This is a genomic window from Collinsella sp. AF16-8, from assembly GCF_003462695.1.
GTDB lineage: Bacteria > Actinomycetota > Coriobacteriia > Coriobacteriales > Coriobacteriaceae > Collinsella.
Genome location: NZ_QRXX01000003.1, coordinates 82921 through 97712 on the forward strand (window position 1 = coordinate 82921; position 14792 = coordinate 97712).

17 protein-coding genes and 1 tRNA gene are annotated in these 14792 nt (G+C 62.0%); all 18 read left to right on the top strand.

Features of this window, described 5'->3' with window-relative positions; all coding sequences use genetic code 11:
• The first annotated feature begins 235 nt into the window (after positions 1 to 235).
• The 18 genes from cpaB (at position 236) to metG (ending at position 14744) form a co-directional block, all read left to right on the top strand.
• On the top strand, positions 236 to 895 hold the full coding sequence (gene cpaB / locus DWW73_RS03905; protein ID WP_022094089.1) for a Flp pilus assembly protein CpaB: 660 nt from the start codon (positions 236 to 238) through the stop codon (positions 893 to 895).
• Positions 895 to 2544: a P-loop NTPase gene (locus DWW73_RS03910; protein ID WP_117778810.1), complete on the top strand. Its 1650-nt coding sequence runs from the start codon at positions 895 to 897 to the stop codon at positions 2542 to 2544. Before cpaB ends, DWW73_RS03910 begins: the two co-directional genes overlap by 1 nt.
• Positions 2541 to 3869, top strand: coding sequence for a CpaF family protein (locus DWW73_RS03915; RefSeq protein ID WP_117655487.1), 1329 nt, complete (start codon positions 2541 to 2543; stop codon positions 3867 to 3869). Before DWW73_RS03910 ends, DWW73_RS03915 begins: the two co-directional genes overlap by 4 nt.
• Complete coding sequence (locus DWW73_RS03920) at positions 3842 to 4768, top strand: type II secretion system F family protein (protein ID WP_117778811.1); 927 nt, start codon at positions 3842 to 3844, stop codon at positions 4766 to 4768. The genes DWW73_RS03915 and DWW73_RS03920 overlap by 28 nt, the downstream gene beginning before the upstream one ends.
• Positions 4765 to 5406 carry a type II secretion system F family protein gene (locus tag DWW73_RS03925; RefSeq protein ID WP_055250542.1) on the top strand — a complete coding sequence of 214 codons (642 nt, stop codon included), beginning with the start codon at positions 4765 to 4767 and terminating at the stop codon, positions 5404 to 5406. The genes DWW73_RS03920 and DWW73_RS03925 overlap by 4 nt, the downstream gene beginning before the upstream one ends.
• 10 nt (positions 5407 to 5416) lie before the next feature.
• Positions 5417 to 5650, top strand: coding sequence for a hypothetical protein (locus DWW73_RS03930; protein ID WP_117628991.1), 234 nt, complete (start codon positions 5417 to 5419; stop codon positions 5648 to 5650).
• Complete coding sequence (locus DWW73_RS10060; protein ID WP_147326459.1) at positions 5614 to 6177, top strand: hypothetical protein; 564 nt, start codon at positions 5614 to 5616, stop codon at positions 6175 to 6177. Before DWW73_RS03930 ends, DWW73_RS10060 begins: the two co-directional genes overlap by 37 nt.
• 1 nt (position 6178) lies before the next feature.
• Positions 6179 to 6397, top strand: a complete 219-nt coding sequence (locus tag DWW73_RS03940; protein WP_117778812.1) for a hypothetical protein — start codon at positions 6179 to 6181, stop codon at positions 6395 to 6397.
• Positions 6372 to 6869: a TadE/TadG family type IV pilus assembly protein gene (locus tag DWW73_RS03945; protein WP_233509117.1), complete on the top strand. Its 498-nt coding sequence runs from the start codon at positions 6372 to 6374 to the stop codon at positions 6867 to 6869. Before DWW73_RS03940 ends, DWW73_RS03945 begins: the two co-directional genes overlap by 26 nt.
• A 76-nt stretch (positions 6870 to 6945) precedes the next feature.
• On the top strand, positions 6946 to 9006 hold the full coding sequence (locus DWW73_RS03950) for a hypothetical protein (RefSeq protein WP_117778814.1): 2061 nt from the start codon (positions 6946 to 6948) through the stop codon (positions 9004 to 9006).
• Positions 9006 to 9482, top strand: a complete 477-nt coding sequence (locus tag DWW73_RS03955) for a TadE/TadG family type IV pilus assembly protein (protein WP_117563701.1) — start codon at positions 9006 to 9008, stop codon at positions 9480 to 9482. The genes DWW73_RS03950 and DWW73_RS03955 overlap by 1 nt, the downstream gene beginning before the upstream one ends.
• Entirely contained in the window at positions 9479 to 9838 is a 360-nt protein-coding gene (locus DWW73_RS03960) for a DUF192 domain-containing protein (protein WP_233504137.1), read from the top strand. Before DWW73_RS03955 ends, DWW73_RS03960 begins: the two co-directional genes overlap by 4 nt.
• A 58-nt stretch (positions 9839 to 9896) precedes the next feature.
• The gene (locus tag DWW73_RS03965; RefSeq protein WP_117736226.1) at positions 9897 to 10163 is read left to right on the top strand and encodes a hypothetical protein; all 267 of its coding nucleotides are present in this window, start codon (positions 9897 to 9899) and stop codon (positions 10161 to 10163) included.
• On the top strand, positions 10163 to 10447 hold the full coding sequence (locus DWW73_RS03970; protein ID WP_035137167.1) for a ribbon-helix-helix domain-containing protein: 285 nt from the start codon (positions 10163 to 10165) through the stop codon (positions 10445 to 10447). The genes DWW73_RS03965 and DWW73_RS03970 overlap by 1 nt, the downstream gene beginning before the upstream one ends.
• 123 nt (positions 10448 to 10570) lie before the next feature.
• A tRNA-Phe gene (locus DWW73_RS03975) sits at positions 10571 to 10643 on the top strand.
• A gap of 483 nt (positions 10644 to 11126) precedes the next feature.
• Positions 11127 to 12188: a glycoside hydrolase family 5 protein gene (locus DWW73_RS03980; protein ID WP_055309641.1), complete on the top strand. Its 1062-nt coding sequence runs from the start codon at positions 11127 to 11129 to the stop codon at positions 12186 to 12188.
• A 6-nt stretch (positions 12189 to 12194) separates the two neighbouring features.
• Complete coding sequence (rsmI, locus tag DWW73_RS03985; protein WP_117778815.1) at positions 12195 to 13073, top strand: 16S rRNA (cytidine(1402)-2'-O)-methyltransferase; 879 nt, start codon at positions 12195 to 12197, stop codon at positions 13071 to 13073.
• 69 nt (positions 13074 to 13142) lie between these two features.
• Positions 13143 to 14744 (top strand): methionine--tRNA ligase, encoded by a 1602-nt coding sequence (gene metG, locus DWW73_RS03990; RefSeq protein WP_117563697.1) that lies wholly within the window; start codon positions 13143 to 13145, stop codon positions 14742 to 14744.
• Positions 14745 to 14792: the final 48 nt, after the last annotated feature.

A 14792-nucleotide genomic window follows, 5' to 3' on the forward strand; every position in this document is an offset into this window, starting at 1 on the left:
AGCCGTCTCCCAACTGTTCGGGAGACGGCTTTTTTGCTGCGGAAAAGCCTCGAAACATGCAGTTTGCTGACGTGCTGACCAAAACCTTGCCACGAGCTTGACGGGCTGGTCAGCTTTTGGTCAGCGATTGGTTTGACATCGAAAACCAAGATCGCGATTGCGCCGCTTTGCACTCTGACCGCTCAGACAATGGTGGTACGGGCATTCGCCCGGCACTGCCATGAGAGGAGCGGCTGTGAACAAGAGCAAGCGCATCGCCATCAGTCTGGTCGCGGGCGTGCTCGCTGCTCTGCTCTGCATGGTTTACGGCTCGTCGATCCGCTCGCAAGCCGAACAGGTCCAGGCTGAGACCTTGGCCAAGTACGGTGGCGATCGCGTCGAGGTATGCGTCGCGGCGCGCGATATCGATGTGGGCGAGACCCTCGATGAGACCAATGTCATAACCCAGGAATGGCTGACGAGCCTGCTGCCGCGTGACGCGGCGACCGAGCTGCGCCAGGTGCGCGGCGACGTGACGACTTCGCGTATTCCCAAAAACGCCGTGATCTGCAATGTCTACACCAAGGCCGAGAGCCACAAGCTCGAGGTGCCTAAAGGCAAGGTCGCCGTTTCGGTGGCGGTCGATGCCGAGCACTCGGTCGGCGGCGCCACGGGCGTGGGCAGCTACGTGGATGTGTATGTGCAAAAAGACGGCGTAACCGATCGGCTGTGCGGCGCGTACGTGATCGATACCAGTGAGGATTCCGGTGCCACGCGCGAGGGCAAGATCGAATGGGTGACGCTGGCGGCTGACCCCGAAGACGTCAAGGAACTGCTGGGCGCCTCGGGCAAGGGAACGGTCAGCTTGACGATTCCCGCCACGGCGCGCGGCAAAAAGAGCGGAGGCGACGAGTGATGAAGGCGATCTGGCTTGCGTGCTGCGCGTGCGGCGATTACGGGCTGTTGCAGCGGGAAGTCGAGGGCCGTGACGCGGGTGCACAGGTGCTTCGCGTGGGTGACCTGGACGGGCTGGTTTCCATGGCGCGGGCGTTTCCGTCGCGCCGCGGGGCTGCCATCATCGCGGCGTCTCTGTTTGATACCGAAGATGTGCGCAGGACTGTTGCGCGCCTGACGGCCGAAGGCCGCGTGAGTCGCGTGGTCGTGTTGATAGAAGCGCTCGATCCGTCGGATATCGAGGGGCTGTTTCGCGCGGGGGCGACCGAGGTCATCGCTGCGCACAGTATATGCGGCAACAGGCGCGCGGGCGAGGGAGCGGTTGATTCCGATCGGCGCATGACGATTGAGCCCGATGCTTTTGTTGATAGGGAACCCGGGGCGCCTCGCGCTACAAGAGGCCCGCGTGTTGATGATTATGGAAAAGCGGAAGCCGAGCATGGTCGGCGCCCCCGGAACCCCCTTGTATACGATGACGCTGGAGGGCCGGCGCAGCATGCTGGCGACTCCCCGGCTGTAGATATGGGATACGTGCACGGCGTGAATCTGGCGGATGAACTCGACGAAGTTGAGGGCTTTGCCGGGTGCGGCGAGTTGTCGCTGATGCAGCATGAGCAGATTGTACAGAACGAGCCTGCCTCGCAGACCGAACAAGCTGCCATGCCGGCTTGGATGCAGCGTGTGGTTGCGGCGGGGGGGACGGGGGCGCTGCCACCGACGCCCGCCCCGCCGCCTCCGATGCCGCCGGCAGACGCTACCGCTCCGCCGCATCGAGCTCCAGTCATCTGCGCTATTTCGGGTTCGGGCGGTTGCGGCAAGTCGACGATCGTTGCCACCATGGCACACACATCGTCGCTGTTGGGCTTGCGTGCCGCCGTGCTCGACCTGGACCTGATGTTTGGAAACCTTTACGACTTGTTAGGCGTCGATGCTCCGCGCGATATGGCGGCACTTATCGAGCCGTCGGCGGCGGGCACGCTCACCGAGCCGGATATCGTAGCCACATCGATGCGCGTGGCGCCGGGCGTTACGCTCTGGGGTCCCGTCGCGGCGCCCGAGCAAGCCGAGCTCATGGCGCGTCCGGTGGAGCTACTGCTTGATGTTCTGCGTCGCGAATCCGACGTGGTCTTTATCGATACCTCGGTCTTTTGGGGCGACGCCGTGGCGGCTGCGGTGGCGGCGAGCGACCGTTGCCTGGTCGTTGGCGATGCGGCGGTGTCGTCCGCGACATCGGCGTCGCGCGTCATCGAACTGGCAAGTCGAGTAGGTGTGCCGCGCACGCGCATGAGCGCCGTGTTCAACCGGTTCGGTGCGCGCGGGGCAGACGAGGACGTCGCCATGCGCTTTGAGATTGCCTGTGCGTTGAGCTCCAAGATTCGTATCGCCGATGGCGGGCAGGATCTCGCCGCGCTCATGGCGTTTGGGCGCGCTGACGAGGCGGTGGGGCAGACCAGCGCTTTTGCGACTAGCATGCGCGAGGCCACGCGCGAGATGCTCGTGGAACTGGGGTGCGCCGTCGGCCCTTGGAGCGATATGGTCGCCGACCGTGCAACGCGTACCGAACGCCCGCGTATCCGCCTTCCCTGGTCGCGCGAGGGTCATCAGCGATGAGCCTGCAAACGAGGATTAAGGCTGCCGGCGCTGCAGCGGCGGCAGCGCCTGTAGATGCGGGGCGTCGCCGCGCGGTGAAACGACGCACCAAGCGCGCCGTGATGGACCGCATGGGTTACGACGAAGTGGCGCGTATCAGCGCCTATATCGACCCGGCACTTGCCCGCTCGGAATTGCGTCCTGCGGTGGAGGCGGCGCTCAATGTTGAGGAGTCGACCGATCTCGCGACGCCCGAGCGCGAGACCATCATCGACGAGATCTTGGATGACGTGGTGGGCTTGGGGCCGTTGCAGCCGCTCATCGAGGACGACACCGTTACCGAGATCATGATCAACGGCTGCCGCTCGGCTTTCTTTGAACGCGGCGGCGTCTTGTACCCCATCGAGCATGCGTTTGAGGATGATGAGCAGATCCGTGTGCTTATCGACCGCATTATCTCGCCACTTGGCCGCCGTATCGACGAGCGCAGCCCCATCGTCAACGCCCGCCTCAAAACGGGTTATCGCGTCAACGCGGTGATTCCGCCTGTGGCGATTGACGGACCGATTCTCACCATCCGAAAGTTCTCGGACCGTATCTGCTCGCTGGACGAGCTCGTGGGGTTGGGATCGCTGCCGCTTTGGTATGCGCAGCTGCTGTCGTGTGCGGTGTCGCTGCGACAGGACCTGGCGGTTGCGGGAGGCACGGGATCTGGTAAGACCACCCTGCTCAACGCGTTGTCATGTGAGATTTCCACCGGCGAGCGCATCGTGACGATCGAGGACTCTGCCGAGCTCAAGTTTGCGCATCATCCGCACGTGGTGCGCTTAGAGGCGCGCGAGGCTTCAATTGAGGGCGAGGGCGCGGTGACGATCCGCGACCTGGTAACTAATGCCCTACGCATGCGCCCCGACCGCATCGTGGTGGGCGAGGTGCGCGGTGCCGAGTGCTGCGACATGTTGCAGGCCATGAACACGGGCCACGACGGGTCGCTCACCACACTTCATGCGGGTTCAGAACAGGAGACCGTGGTGCGTCTGACGTTGCTTGCACGTTATGGCATCGATCTGCCGAGCGAGCTCATCGAGGAGCAGATTGCCATGGCGCTCGACGGCATCGTGATGTCCGAGCGCCACGCCGATGGCAGGCGTTTCGTCTCCTCGTATTCGGGGGTGCGACGCGCCGCATCGGGTGGCGTAGAGCTCGAGCGCTATGTGACGTTCGATGCCGCCGAGCGCACCTGGACGCTTGACCGCGAGCCGCCGTTTATCGCAGAAGGCCTGCGGTCGGGGACGCTCACACAAGAGGAGGTGGACGAATGGAGATCACTGTGCCCCTCGTCGTAGGGGGCTTGGCAGGGCTTTCTGTCGCGACGGCGTGCGGAGTGGAACCTCGTGTGCCGCAGGTACCGCCGGCGGAGCTGGCACGTCAGGCGCTCGAGACGGTGGCAGAGAAGCTGCCGCGTGAGCTGGTGGAAAACGATCTGCTGAAAAAGATCGCCCGTTCGTGGGCATCGCTGGCTCCGGCGCATCGCCTTGGCCTCGTGATCGAAGATGCTTCGGGACGTTTGGCGTTTCTGCTGCTATCGAGCGGTGTCTGCTGCGTTTTACTAACGATGGTGTCGTTATCGCCCCTCGGATTTGCCACGGGACTTGTTGCTCCGTTTGCCGTTGGTGCCGCTTGGGATGGCTTTGAGAGCCGGCGCGAGCAACACGATGCAGAAGAGGCAATGCCCGAGGCGTTTACCGCACTTTCCATGTCGCTTGCCTCGGGACATTCGCTGGCCCAGGGCATGCGCTTTGTGGGCGCTCATGCGCAAGAGCCAGTGCATACCGAGTTTTTGCGGGTGGCGGCGGCGATCGATTGCGGCATCTCGGCGACCGACGCGCTCGATGACTTGCTCGTACGTATCGACGCCCCCGGTCTTTCGCTTGTGACCTTGGCGCTTAAGGTGTCTCAGCGCACCGGCGCTCCGCTTGCCGACTTACTGTCCGAGGCGTCGAGCATGGTGGGGGAGCGCATTGAGCTCAAGCGCCGCCTGGATGTTAAGACGTCGCAGGCCCGCATGTCTGCGCATATGGTCGCGGCGATGCCGGCGGGCATGTGCGCGGTGTTGGCGCTGCTTTCGGCAGATTTTCGTCGCGGTCTTGCGACGCCCGCCGGCGCGGGCGCTGTGGTGCTGGGTCTTGCCCTCAACGCCGTTGCCCTGGTGGTTATCCGGCGCATTATGCGGGTGGAGCTATGAGCGCCCCGGTTGCAGTTGCGGCTTGCCTGTGCGCCCTGAGTGTATTTGTCGCGACGGGTTTGGATCGGGCGGATGCACGCAAGATCGCAGGGGCCTGCAAGCGCGAGGCGGTGCTGGTCGCTGCCGCGGGTCGCTCGGTGGTCGATGCTCTGACCGCGCGAGTGAAGGGCGCGGTTGGAGCGGGCGGCCCGGCGCGAGTGTCGCTCGGCGAAGTTTCCGAGATGATCGATGTTGTGCGCTTGGGTCTTTCGGCCGGTCTTTCGTTTGATGCGGCGCTTGAGATTTTCTGCGCCAACCGCCGGTCAGTGCTGGCTCTTCGCCTTGAGCGCGCCTGCATGGCGTGGCAGGTGGGCGTGGGCACGCGTGAGGACGAGTTGTTGGCCGCCGCGCGCGACCTGGACGTGCGAGCGCTCGAGACCTTTGCCATCACGGTGGGGCAGGCGCTCGCCCTGGGTGCCCCACTTGCCGAGACGCTGGCCGCTCAAAGTCGCGAGATCCGTGCGGCTCATCGCGCCGCGGTCGAGCGCGAGATCGAGCGTGCGCCCGTCAAGCTGCTGATTCCCACCGGCACGCTCATCTTGCCGGCGTTGCTTCTGTCCATATTGGGCCCGCTGCTGGGAGCAGGCGGGATGATGTAGGGAGGAATACATGAACACGATGACTGACACTGCTGGCAAGGTGCAGGGCTGGGCGTTTTGCCGGGCGGCACATGTTCGTCAGCGCGCCAAGGAACTATTGCAGGAGGAGAGTGCGCAGGGTACCACCGAGTATGCCATCTTGGTCGGCGTGCTCGTGGTGATCGCGATTATCGCCATCGTCGCATTTAAGGGCAAGGTCCAAGATCTATGGAACGCTATCAGCGAGGGCATCAACAGCCTGTAGAGGGCGAGCGCCCCGTCGGGGTGCTGCTGGTGTTTGCTTGCCTGACCGTGGCGATAGCGGCGGTGCTTTGGGGGCTTAACGCCGCGCGGCAGCAGCGTCCTGGGACCGCCTCCGATTTGGGCTCAGATTCGGCGGTGGCGTCTCAAAAAGATGAGATGCGAGATGCGGACGATTCGGATGTCGCTGTCACGGCGCAAACCTTTCTGCGGACGCTCGACAAGCGGTCTGGCACTGCGACGGATTCGCCTGGGGGCAACGCGATTGTGGTCCGGCTTGCATGGTCCGAGGACCGACCGATGACCGAAGCGGCGGCGGATATGCTGCGTTCCTATCGCGAGGTACCCACGGCGCAACTTGCTCTGAGCGGCTATCTCGACATCAAGGGAAACGTGTGGGGCGCCATCGTGCGTGACGGACGCGGCTGGGTCGATATGGTGACGGTTGCTGCGGATACTGGCGATGCTTCGTGTCGTCTGCGCGCCGTGCGCCTGGTCCCGCAAACAATAAGCTCAAAGGAGGGGTCGTGAAATGCATGGCGTTCTGCGTGAGGAGGTTGCCCAAGCGACTGTGGAATACGCCATCGTCACGGTGGCGCTGTTATCGATCGTGCTGGCGATTGCGGGACTTTGGCGTGCTGGCACCGATGGGCGCTTGGCGGCGCTGGTTGAGCGGGCGGCATCCCATGGCGTTGCCTCGACGTCGGTTATCGACGCCGCTGCGGGTGCTGAGGACATCGCGCTGTATTGATATCGCGCGCGAGGACCGGGCGCAGTCTACGGTCGAGGCCGCTTTTTTGCTGCCGACGTTTCTGGCACTCATCCTTCTCGCGCTGCAACCGGTGTGCCTGCTCTATACGCGCGCGGTCATGGAGTCTGCCGCCGCCGAGACCGCGCGGCTCATGACCACGACGACGGCGGAGGACGACGATCTTAAGGAGTTCACCCGCCGCCGACTTGCCGCAGTGCCCAACGTTTCGATCTTTCATGCCGGCGGGCCGTTGTCGTGGGATATCGAGCTTGGCCGGGCCGGTGCGGGTGGCGTCTCGTCCGTGTCCGTTTCCGGCGAGGTCAAGCCGTTGCCTGTGATCGGTGCGTTTGCGCAGGCTATGGGTGGTACCGCCGAGGGCGGCTACGTTGAGCTCAAGGTCGATGTCTCGTATCAATCGCGTCCCGAATGGCTGGAGGGAGATTATGATTCGTGGATTGCTGCATGGGATTAGGCGCTGCCTGTTGCGGGTGACGCAAGGGTTTGCGGCCCGCCGTCGACCAGGCGCTCTCCGCAAACGAGGCGGCTTTATGGGTCGAGCCGGTGTCGATCTGTTTATCGAAGACGGTGCCTATACCACGCTTTCTTCTGCCGTGGTCATCCTAGTGGTGCTCACATTGTTGTTTTCGTCGACCGCGGCGATATGGAGCATGTCGCGTGCCGGGGACACCCAGGTGGCGGCTGATAGCGGCGCGCTGGCGGGTGCCAACGTGGTGTCGTCCTATCACACGGCTGCCACGGTGGTTGATGCGAGTATCTTGAGTCTGGGGCTGGCGGGGTTTGCCACGATCGGGACGGGCCTGGTCGCCATCCTCATCCCGGGTGCCGAGCCGGTTGCCGGCAATATGGTCGACACCGGGATCGAGATCATTAAAACGCGCAACAAGTTTGCCAAAAGCGCATCGGAAGGCTTACAGAAAATCGAGACGGCTCTGCCGTATCTGATCGCCGCGCGTGCCACGCAGGCGGTGTCGGCGCAGGATACCGATAGTGTGACCTATACCGGTACGGCGCTTGCCGTGCCCAGGACATCCGAGTCGGACTTTGCTGCGCTCAAAGGGTCAGAGATCTCGACCGATACCATTAAAGACACATCAGATGATTTAGAGCGTGCGGCCGAGGAGCTGCGGAAGGCCTCGGAGGAGACGGCGAAGGCAAAGGAGCGCGCTTGGCTGGCGGATTGTGGTGGGTCTGACAAGGGCTCGGTCGGCAGCTGTTCTTGTATGTGGGAGCGCGCAAAAAGCCTAACGGATCTCTCCGGTGTTCAAAATCCGCATTACTCATCGAGCGTTACGTGGGAGCCTCAAGTTGCCCTTGATCGCGCGAAGGACTACTACCATTGGCGTCTGACAAATGAGAAGCCCCAGGGCTCGAGTGTCGAGATGAAGGCAGAGTCTGCGGCGCGTAAGGCGTTTTATACCTATGCGAACGCGGAGGTCGATCGGGCATATATAACCGAGAACGGAGACAGGGTTTCCTCCTATATTCCGCTGCTGCCGCGCAACTCTGATGAGGTTCGGGCGACGGAACTCTATACCGATGCGGTGTGGCCGACTAGCGTGAACGATGACAAGGCGTATCTGCATTACGGGACGACCTGCCCTAACTATAAGAAAGGGACGCCGAGCGGATTTGCTTCGGTTGCCGATTACGATGGACAGGATAAATGCAGCAAATGCCATTTTGGCGTTTTGTCGCTTGGTGCTGTTGCGGCGCCTTCAACCTCTATCGAAAACGGCTTCGAGTATCACTTTGACAAGTTTAAAGACGCCCTGGAGGACTACGTCGACTGTCGCAACAAGGAGCTCGAGCTCGAGCGTCAGACCGAGGACGAAGCCGACCGTGCGGGCAATGCGTTCGATACCGCCATCAAAGAACTTTCCGGTGAGCGCCCGCGTATCGCTCCGCCCGGTCGCAACGGCGTGGTTGCCTTTGCGGTTTCGGGTGCCATCTCGAGCTCCGATGAACTCAACTCTTCGTTTAACACGGCAGTTAGGCTTGGCGATCGCGGTGCCATCTCTGCCGCGGTGCTGGCGCCCGATGGGGCGACGGCGCAAAACAACGTGCTTTCGCGATTTTTCTCGACATTGAAGGAACGCTCGGGCGGCGTTGCCGGCGTGCTCGACGGCGTCATGGATGTCTGGGGACGGCTGCTTGTGGGATACGGAGACATCCAAGGTTCGGCCGACGAACTTATGGACGAGATGATTAAAGGCCTAGGAGGGGGCAGCGGCGCGTTGGGCTCCATTGCATCGTGGCTCGGCGATACCGTTTCGGCGTCCGTGGCGGCGCTGGGTTTGGAACCGTGCGACTTGCGCCTGCGAAAGCCGGTGCTGACTGATTCCGCCAACGTCATTAAGAGCCCGGGGTCTGACATTGCTGGTCTCTCTCAAGCGCAAGACAAACTGCGAAGTATTCCGTTGGGCGTGACCGATCCCAAGGCGCTTTGCGAGGCGTTGGAATATCAAGTCGAACGCACCATCAGCGGTACGGTGTTCACGCTTGCGGAGATTCCTCTGCCCGGCGGCGGCTCCATCCCGCTCACCGTCGATGTCGCCACGCTGGTTGGCGCTCTGGGCGGTGGGTCGTAATGAGTATCCGCATGCGTCTGCGCGAGGAGCGCGCCCAAGCGACGGTGGAGATAGCAGTGGTTACGCCCGTTTTGCTGGTGCTGGCACTCATCGTATACAACGTCATGATCTATGCCAGCGCTGTCGCGCGCTTCGACCGCGTGGTGCCCGACATCGTGTTGGCGCACGCCGTGGCGCCGAGCGGGGAGGGCGACGAAAGCTCTGTCGATGCCTCGGCGACGGTCCGGACTCAAATTCTGAATGCCATGGAAGGCTATGACTTGCAGATCGAAGTGTCGAGCGAGCAAGGCGCGGAGGCATCGGATGGTGGCCTGCTCTCCCTATCCGGTACGTTTAGGACCTACACCTGCACCATGCACTATGAGCCGTGGCCGACTTCTCTCAGCATCGCTGGCGTTCCGCTGGGGGCGCCGACAACGTTGTCGCACGAGCGCGCGGTGACGGTCGATCCATGGCGTCCGGGGGTGGTCATGTGACCGCGGTCTCGTCCTACATCGCCTACGCGCGGGCACTCAACAGGCTGGGTTGGACGCCGGCCGAGTTTGCGGTGGCGGAGTCGTTTGTCGTGCGCCTGCGCGGCATGCTGGGACGGCGTCCGGTTGCCGCCAACGGCTTGCCGCTCGTCATGGCGTTTCCACGCTGCTCTTCGGTCCATACGTGTTTTATGGCCTATCCCATCGACATCGCCTTCATCGATCGCGACGGCAATATCCTCGCGCGCTACGAAAACGTATGTCCCTGGCGTATGTGCTCCTGCCCCGGCGCCTGGGCCGCACTAGAGCGCTCTTCAATCATTGTTTCGACCCCTGCTCTCCAACGCGTGCCGGCTTAAGAATTGGCGACAGCGGACTTTCGTCATACGAAATTGGGTAAGATGGAGGAGAAGATGCATGGATGTTGAGATCCATCCCAACGCTAAAAAGCACCTGACGGAAAAGCAGGTGCTAAGCGCTTGGCTTGCGGTTACTGAGTGCATTCGTCGCGAGTCGAAGGACGAGCCGCCGAGATGGCTTGCGATTGGATGGCTCCCAGACGGACGAAGCGTGGAGCTTGTCGCGGTCGAGCTTGTCCGTGGGTGGCTTATCATTCATGCCTTGTCTCCAGTCCAGAAGAAATTTTGGCAGGAGATTGAACAGGCTCGGCAAAGGGGTCGATGATGGGCAAGACGTATACGGCCGCTAATGGTCAGGTTGTAACGGATGAAATGATTGACGCGTGGTGCGAGTCGTACGAGCGCGGAGAGTTTCCGGATGGCGAACACACCGTTGGTGGGATCGTGCATGGACGGCCCCCACTCTCAGGTGAGGGGACGGCAACGCTGTCGGTCAAGATTCCTCTGGGAATGAAGGAGGCCATTCGTCGACGGGCGGCTGCCGAGGGGATGACGCCAAGTGAGTTTGCCCGTGCGGCTCTGAGCGAAAAACTTCTTGCTGCCGGCTGATGCCTCTGACGTGCCGATTTATAGAACCGAGGCTGTGCTCAAAAACTTTTTTAAAATTCTCGGTTGACCGGAACGCGTCCTTGGTTATACTAATCAAGCCTTGAAACAAGGCACACCTCAAATGGCTGGGTAGCTCAGTTGGTAGAGCAGAGGACTGAAAATCCTCGTGTCAGGGGTTCGATTCCCTTCCCCGCCACCTTGAATTGACTAGGACCTCTGCAAAGGGGTCCTTTTCTTTTATGCAGCCCCCACATGGAATCGAGCCCCGTGAGGGCGCGGAGCTGAGTAAACGCGTAAGCGTTTGCCAGCGCAGCTCGCAAGGCGCGTAAGCGCCGCAGCGGTCCGTCCGCGCAGCGCGCGGACGCGATTCCCTTCCCCGCCACCTTGAATTGACTAGGACCTCTGCAAAGGGGTCCTTTTCTTTTATGTAGGGTTCTGCGGAAACTGCGTCCCAGAATAAGGGCTCAGAACGGGACATGCTTTCCGGTGCCTGCCTCTGGCGCGCGTACACACCTCATCGCACCATCCCGAGCCCGCCTGTTCCCAGACATTCCTCCCACTTTCGCGTCACTTTACAGACCGTTCGGTCGCCTGTCCGCACACGCGGGTATACTCAAAACGATACTTATCCTATGCAATACGATGCGGGTTCGACCTGCATGATCCGAAGGGGGCAGTGATGGAGAGGATACTCGGCGTTAATCTCTCTGGCTGGTTTATTCCCGAGCCTTGGGTGACCCCGTCGCTGTACGCGGCGACCGGTGCATCCAACGCGGCCGAGCTACAGGAGGCCATGGGTACCGCCGCCTATAACGAGCGCATGCGCCGCCATTACGAGACGTTTGTGAGCGAGGACGATTTTCGTCGCATGGCGCAGATCGGTCTCAATGCCGTGCGTCTGCCGGTGCCTTGGTATGCCTTTGGCTCACAGGAGTCCGATGCCTCCTACATATCGGTTGTCGATTACATCGACCGCGCGATTGAGTGGGCTGCCAAGTACGACATCCGCGTGCTGCTCGATCTGGCAACTGTGCCCGGTGGCCAGGGCGATTCCAACGATTCGCCCACCACGCCGGAGGCTGTTGCCGAGTGGCATTCGTCCACTAACGGCCGCCATGTCGCACTCGACGTGCTCGAGCGCTTGGCCGATCGCTACGGCGAGGCCGAGAGCCTGCTGGGCATTGAGCTGCTGGACACGCCGCAGATGAGCGTTCGCAAGAGCCTCTTCACCATGACGGATGGCATTCCCGCTCACTACCTGCGCAATTTCTATCGCGATGCCTACGAGCTCGTCCGTTCGTATATGCCCGAGGATAAGATCGTCGTCTTCTCGTCGTCGGGGCATCCCAGCGAGTGGAAGCATTTTATGCGCGGCGCCAAGTACAAGAACGTCTACATGGACCTTCACCTGTACCATTACCGCGACGAGTATGCGCTCGACATCACGAGCCCTCGCGGGCTGACGACGGCGATTTCGCGTAACAAGCGCGAGCTTAAAGAAGCGATTTCGACTGGGTTCCCCGTGCTGGTGGGCGAATGGTCGGGCGCGGCGATCTTTGCCAACTCGTCGGTTACGCCCGAGGGCCGCAATGCCTACGAGCGCGTGTTTATCGCCAACCAGCTGGCTTCGTTTGCGCCGGCTGCCGGTTGGTTCTTCCAAACGTGGAAGACCGAGAAGCGCATTGCAGCATGGGACGCCCGCGCGGCGCTCGGTACGCTCGAGCGCGGCATGATTGAATAGGTTGATATGACGCAAAACAGCGCCCATACGGGCAAACTCTATGTGGTCGGCACGCCCATCGGCAACCTGGGTGACCTGTCCCCGCGCGTTGGCGAGGCCTTTGCCGCTGCCGATGTCATCTGCTGCGAAGACACGCGTGTGACGTCAAAGCTGCTGATGCACCTGGGCATTTCCAAGCCGCTTGTCCGTTGCGACGAGAATGTGATCGCTAGCCGCGCTGCCGGCCTGGTCGACCGTCTGCTGGCGGGGGAGACCCTCGCCTTTGCCTCGGACGCCGGCATGCCGAGCGTGTCCGATCCCGGCCAGGCGCTGGTCGAGGCGGCGCGTGAGGCCGATTTGCCCGTCGAAGTTATTCCCGGGCCCTCTGCTTGCGTCACGGCGCTTGTTTCGTCCGGCATTCCCTGCGAGCATTTTTTCTTCGAGGGCTTTTTGGGCCGAAAGCACGGCGACCGTGTGCGCCGTTTGCAGCGCCTTGCCGTGGTGCCCGGCGCACTCATCTTCTACGAGTCTCCACATCGCATCGTGGCGACGCTCGAGGCCGTGGCGGAGGTCTTTCCCCAGCGTGAGGTTGCCGTCTGCCGCGAACTCACCAAGCTGCACGAGGAGGTCTTGCGCGGGCCCGCTGACCAGCTTGCCGAGGAGCTGCGTGCTCGCGGCGAGGTAAAGGGCGAGATTGCGCTGGTCATCGCGCCGCCGAGCGAGGATGAGGAGGCCGGCATCGCGCCGGTTGGCGCTGCGGTAGCGGATCCCGACGAGGCCCTGCGCGAGGATGTCCGCGCCGCGCTCGAGGAGGGGGAGCCCGCGTCTGCGGTGGCCAAGCGCCTGTCTCAGAAGTATTCGCGCCGCAAGCGCGATGTCTATGCCATGGTGCTCGATATGCAATAGATGGAGGATATCCAGCCCTTGCGCTAGAATCATCCTCTGTATGCAACGTTTTTCTGGAGGACAAACCCCATGGATCAAAGCAAGCCTTCGTTCTTTATCACGACGCCCATCTACTACGTCAACGCCGATCCGCACCTGGGCACGGCTTATTCCACCATCATCGCCGACGTTCAGGCTCGCTATCGCCGTTCCGCCGGCTATAACGTCAAGTTCCTGACCGGCATGGACGAGCACGGCGAGAAGGTCGCCGAGGCCGCAGCCAAGCATGGTATGACGCCGCAGGAGTGGACCGATAGCCAGGCCCCGCACTTCAAGGAGCTTTGGAGCAAGCTCGAGATTTCCAACGACGACTTCATCCGCACCACCGAGCCGCGCCAGCATCATGCCGTGCAGTATCTGTGGGAGCGCATGAAGGAGTCCGGTTACCTGTATAAGGGCAGCTACGACGGTTGGTATTGCGTGCCTGACGAGACCTACTTCACTGATACGCAGGTCCAGAAGGGCGACGAGGAGTACGGCAGCGTCGGCCAGCATCTATGCCCCGACTGCCACCGTCCGCTTGAGCGCGTGCAGGAGGAGTCCTACTTCTTTAAGCTTTCCGCCTTCCAGGACAAGCTTCTCAAGCTCTATGACGAGCACCCCGACTTTGTCGAGCCTGCGTTCCGCATGAACGAGGTACGTAGCTTTGTCGAGGGCGGCCTTAACGACCTTTCCGTGAGCCGCACGAGCTTTGACTGGGGCATTCAGGTCCCGTTTGACGAGGGTCACGTGACCTACGTGTGGTTCGATGCGCTGCTCAACTATATGACGGCCGTCGGCTACGGTGTCGACACCGACGAGGCGCGTGCCGAGCTGGCCTATCGCTGGCCCGCGCAGTTCCACATCGTGGGTAAGGACATCATCCGCTTCCACTGCGTCATTTGGCCCGCCATGCTCATGGCCATCGGCGAGGCCCTGCCCGAGCACGTCTTTGCCCACGGCTTCCTGACCGTGCGCAATGCCGAGACAGGCAAGGCCGAGAAGATGTCCAAGAGCCGCGGTAACGCCATCGCTCCGCAGGACGTTATCGACATGCTGGGCGTCGAGGGCTATCGCTATTACTTTATGACCGACGTGGTCCCCGGCACCGACGGCGCCATCAGCTTCGATCGCATGGAGCAGGTCTACAACGCCGATCTGGCCAACAGCTGGGGCAACCTCATTTCGCGCTCGCTCAACATGAGCGCAAAGTACTTTGACGGCTGCGCCCCGGCTAAACCGGCGTCTGCCGACGCGTTCGATAACCCGCTGGCAAAGATTGCCGACGGTTTGGTCGAGCGCTACATGGCCAAGATGGACATGCTCGATTACGGCGGAGCCAAGGATGAGGTCATGGAGCTCATCCATGCCGCCAACCACTACATCGAGGACTCCGAGCCCTGGGCGCTTGCCAAGGACGAGGCCAAGGCTGACGAGCTGGCATTTGTGATTTACAACCTGCTCGAGGCCATCCGCATCGCCGCCCACCTGCTGATGCCGCTCATGCCCCAGACTTCTGTCGAGGCTCTGCGCCGCCTGTCCTGTGAGGGCGAGGCCGCGAGCGACGACCTCAAGGGCATTTGCGCTTGGGGCCTGCTTGCTGGTGGTCAGCCCGTCGAGAAGGGCGATCCGCTGTTCCCGCGTCTGGCGTAGAGACCGCGCGAGCGCCATATCGGCAATTTGCTGTTTAGCTGTAAGGGC

Bases quoted from the DNA above. Each gene is read 5' to 3' on its own strand.
- DWW73_RS03910 (WP_117778810.1), top strand. From the start codon at position 895: ATGAAGGCGATCTGGCTTGCGTGCTGCGCGTGCGGCGATTACGGGCTG.
- DWW73_RS03915 (WP_117655487.1), top strand. From the start codon at position 2,541: ATGAGCCTGCAAACGAGGATTAAGGCTGCCGGCGCTGCAGCGGCGGCA.
- DWW73_RS03920 (WP_117778811.1), top strand. From the start codon at position 3,842: ATGGAGATCACTGTGCCCCTCGTCGTAGGGGGCTTGGCAGGGCTTTCT.
- DWW73_RS03925 (WP_055250542.1), top strand. From the start codon at position 4,765: ATGAGCGCCCCGGTTGCAGTTGCGGCTTGCCTGTGCGCCCTGAGTGTA.
- DWW73_RS03930 (WP_117628991.1), top strand. From the start codon at position 5,417: ATGAACACGATGACTGACACTGCTGGCAAGGTGCAGGGCTGGGCGTTT.
- DWW73_RS10060 (WP_147326459.1), top strand. From the start codon at position 5,614: ATGGAACGCTATCAGCGAGGGCATCAACAGCCTGTAGAGGGCGAGCGC.
- DWW73_RS03940 (WP_117778812.1), top strand. From the start codon at position 6,179: ATGCATGGCGTTCTGCGTGAGGAGGTTGCCCAAGCGACTGTGGAATAC.
- DWW73_RS03950 (WP_117778814.1), top strand. From the start codon at position 6,946: ATGGGTCGAGCCGGTGTCGATCTGTTTATCGAAGACGGTGCCTATACC.
- DWW73_RS03955 (WP_117563701.1), top strand. From the start codon at position 9,006: ATGAGTATCCGCATGCGTCTGCGCGAGGAGCGCGCCCAAGCGACGGTG.
- DWW73_RS03965 (WP_117736226.1), top strand. From the start codon at position 9,897: ATGGATGTTGAGATCCATCCCAACGCTAAAAAGCACCTGACGGAAAAG.
- DWW73_RS03970 (WP_035137167.1), top strand. From the start codon at position 10,163: ATGGGCAAGACGTATACGGCCGCTAATGGTCAGGTTGTAACGGATGAA.
- DWW73_RS03980 (WP_055309641.1), top strand. From the start codon at position 11,127: ATGGAGAGGATACTCGGCGTTAATCTCTCTGGCTGGTTTATTCCCGAG.
- rsmI (WP_117778815.1), top strand. From the start codon at position 12,195: ATGACGCAAAACAGCGCCCATACGGGCAAACTCTATGTGGTCGGCACG.
- metG (WP_117563697.1), top strand. From the start codon at position 13,143: ATGGATCAAAGCAAGCCTTCGTTCTTTATCACGACGCCCATCTACTAC.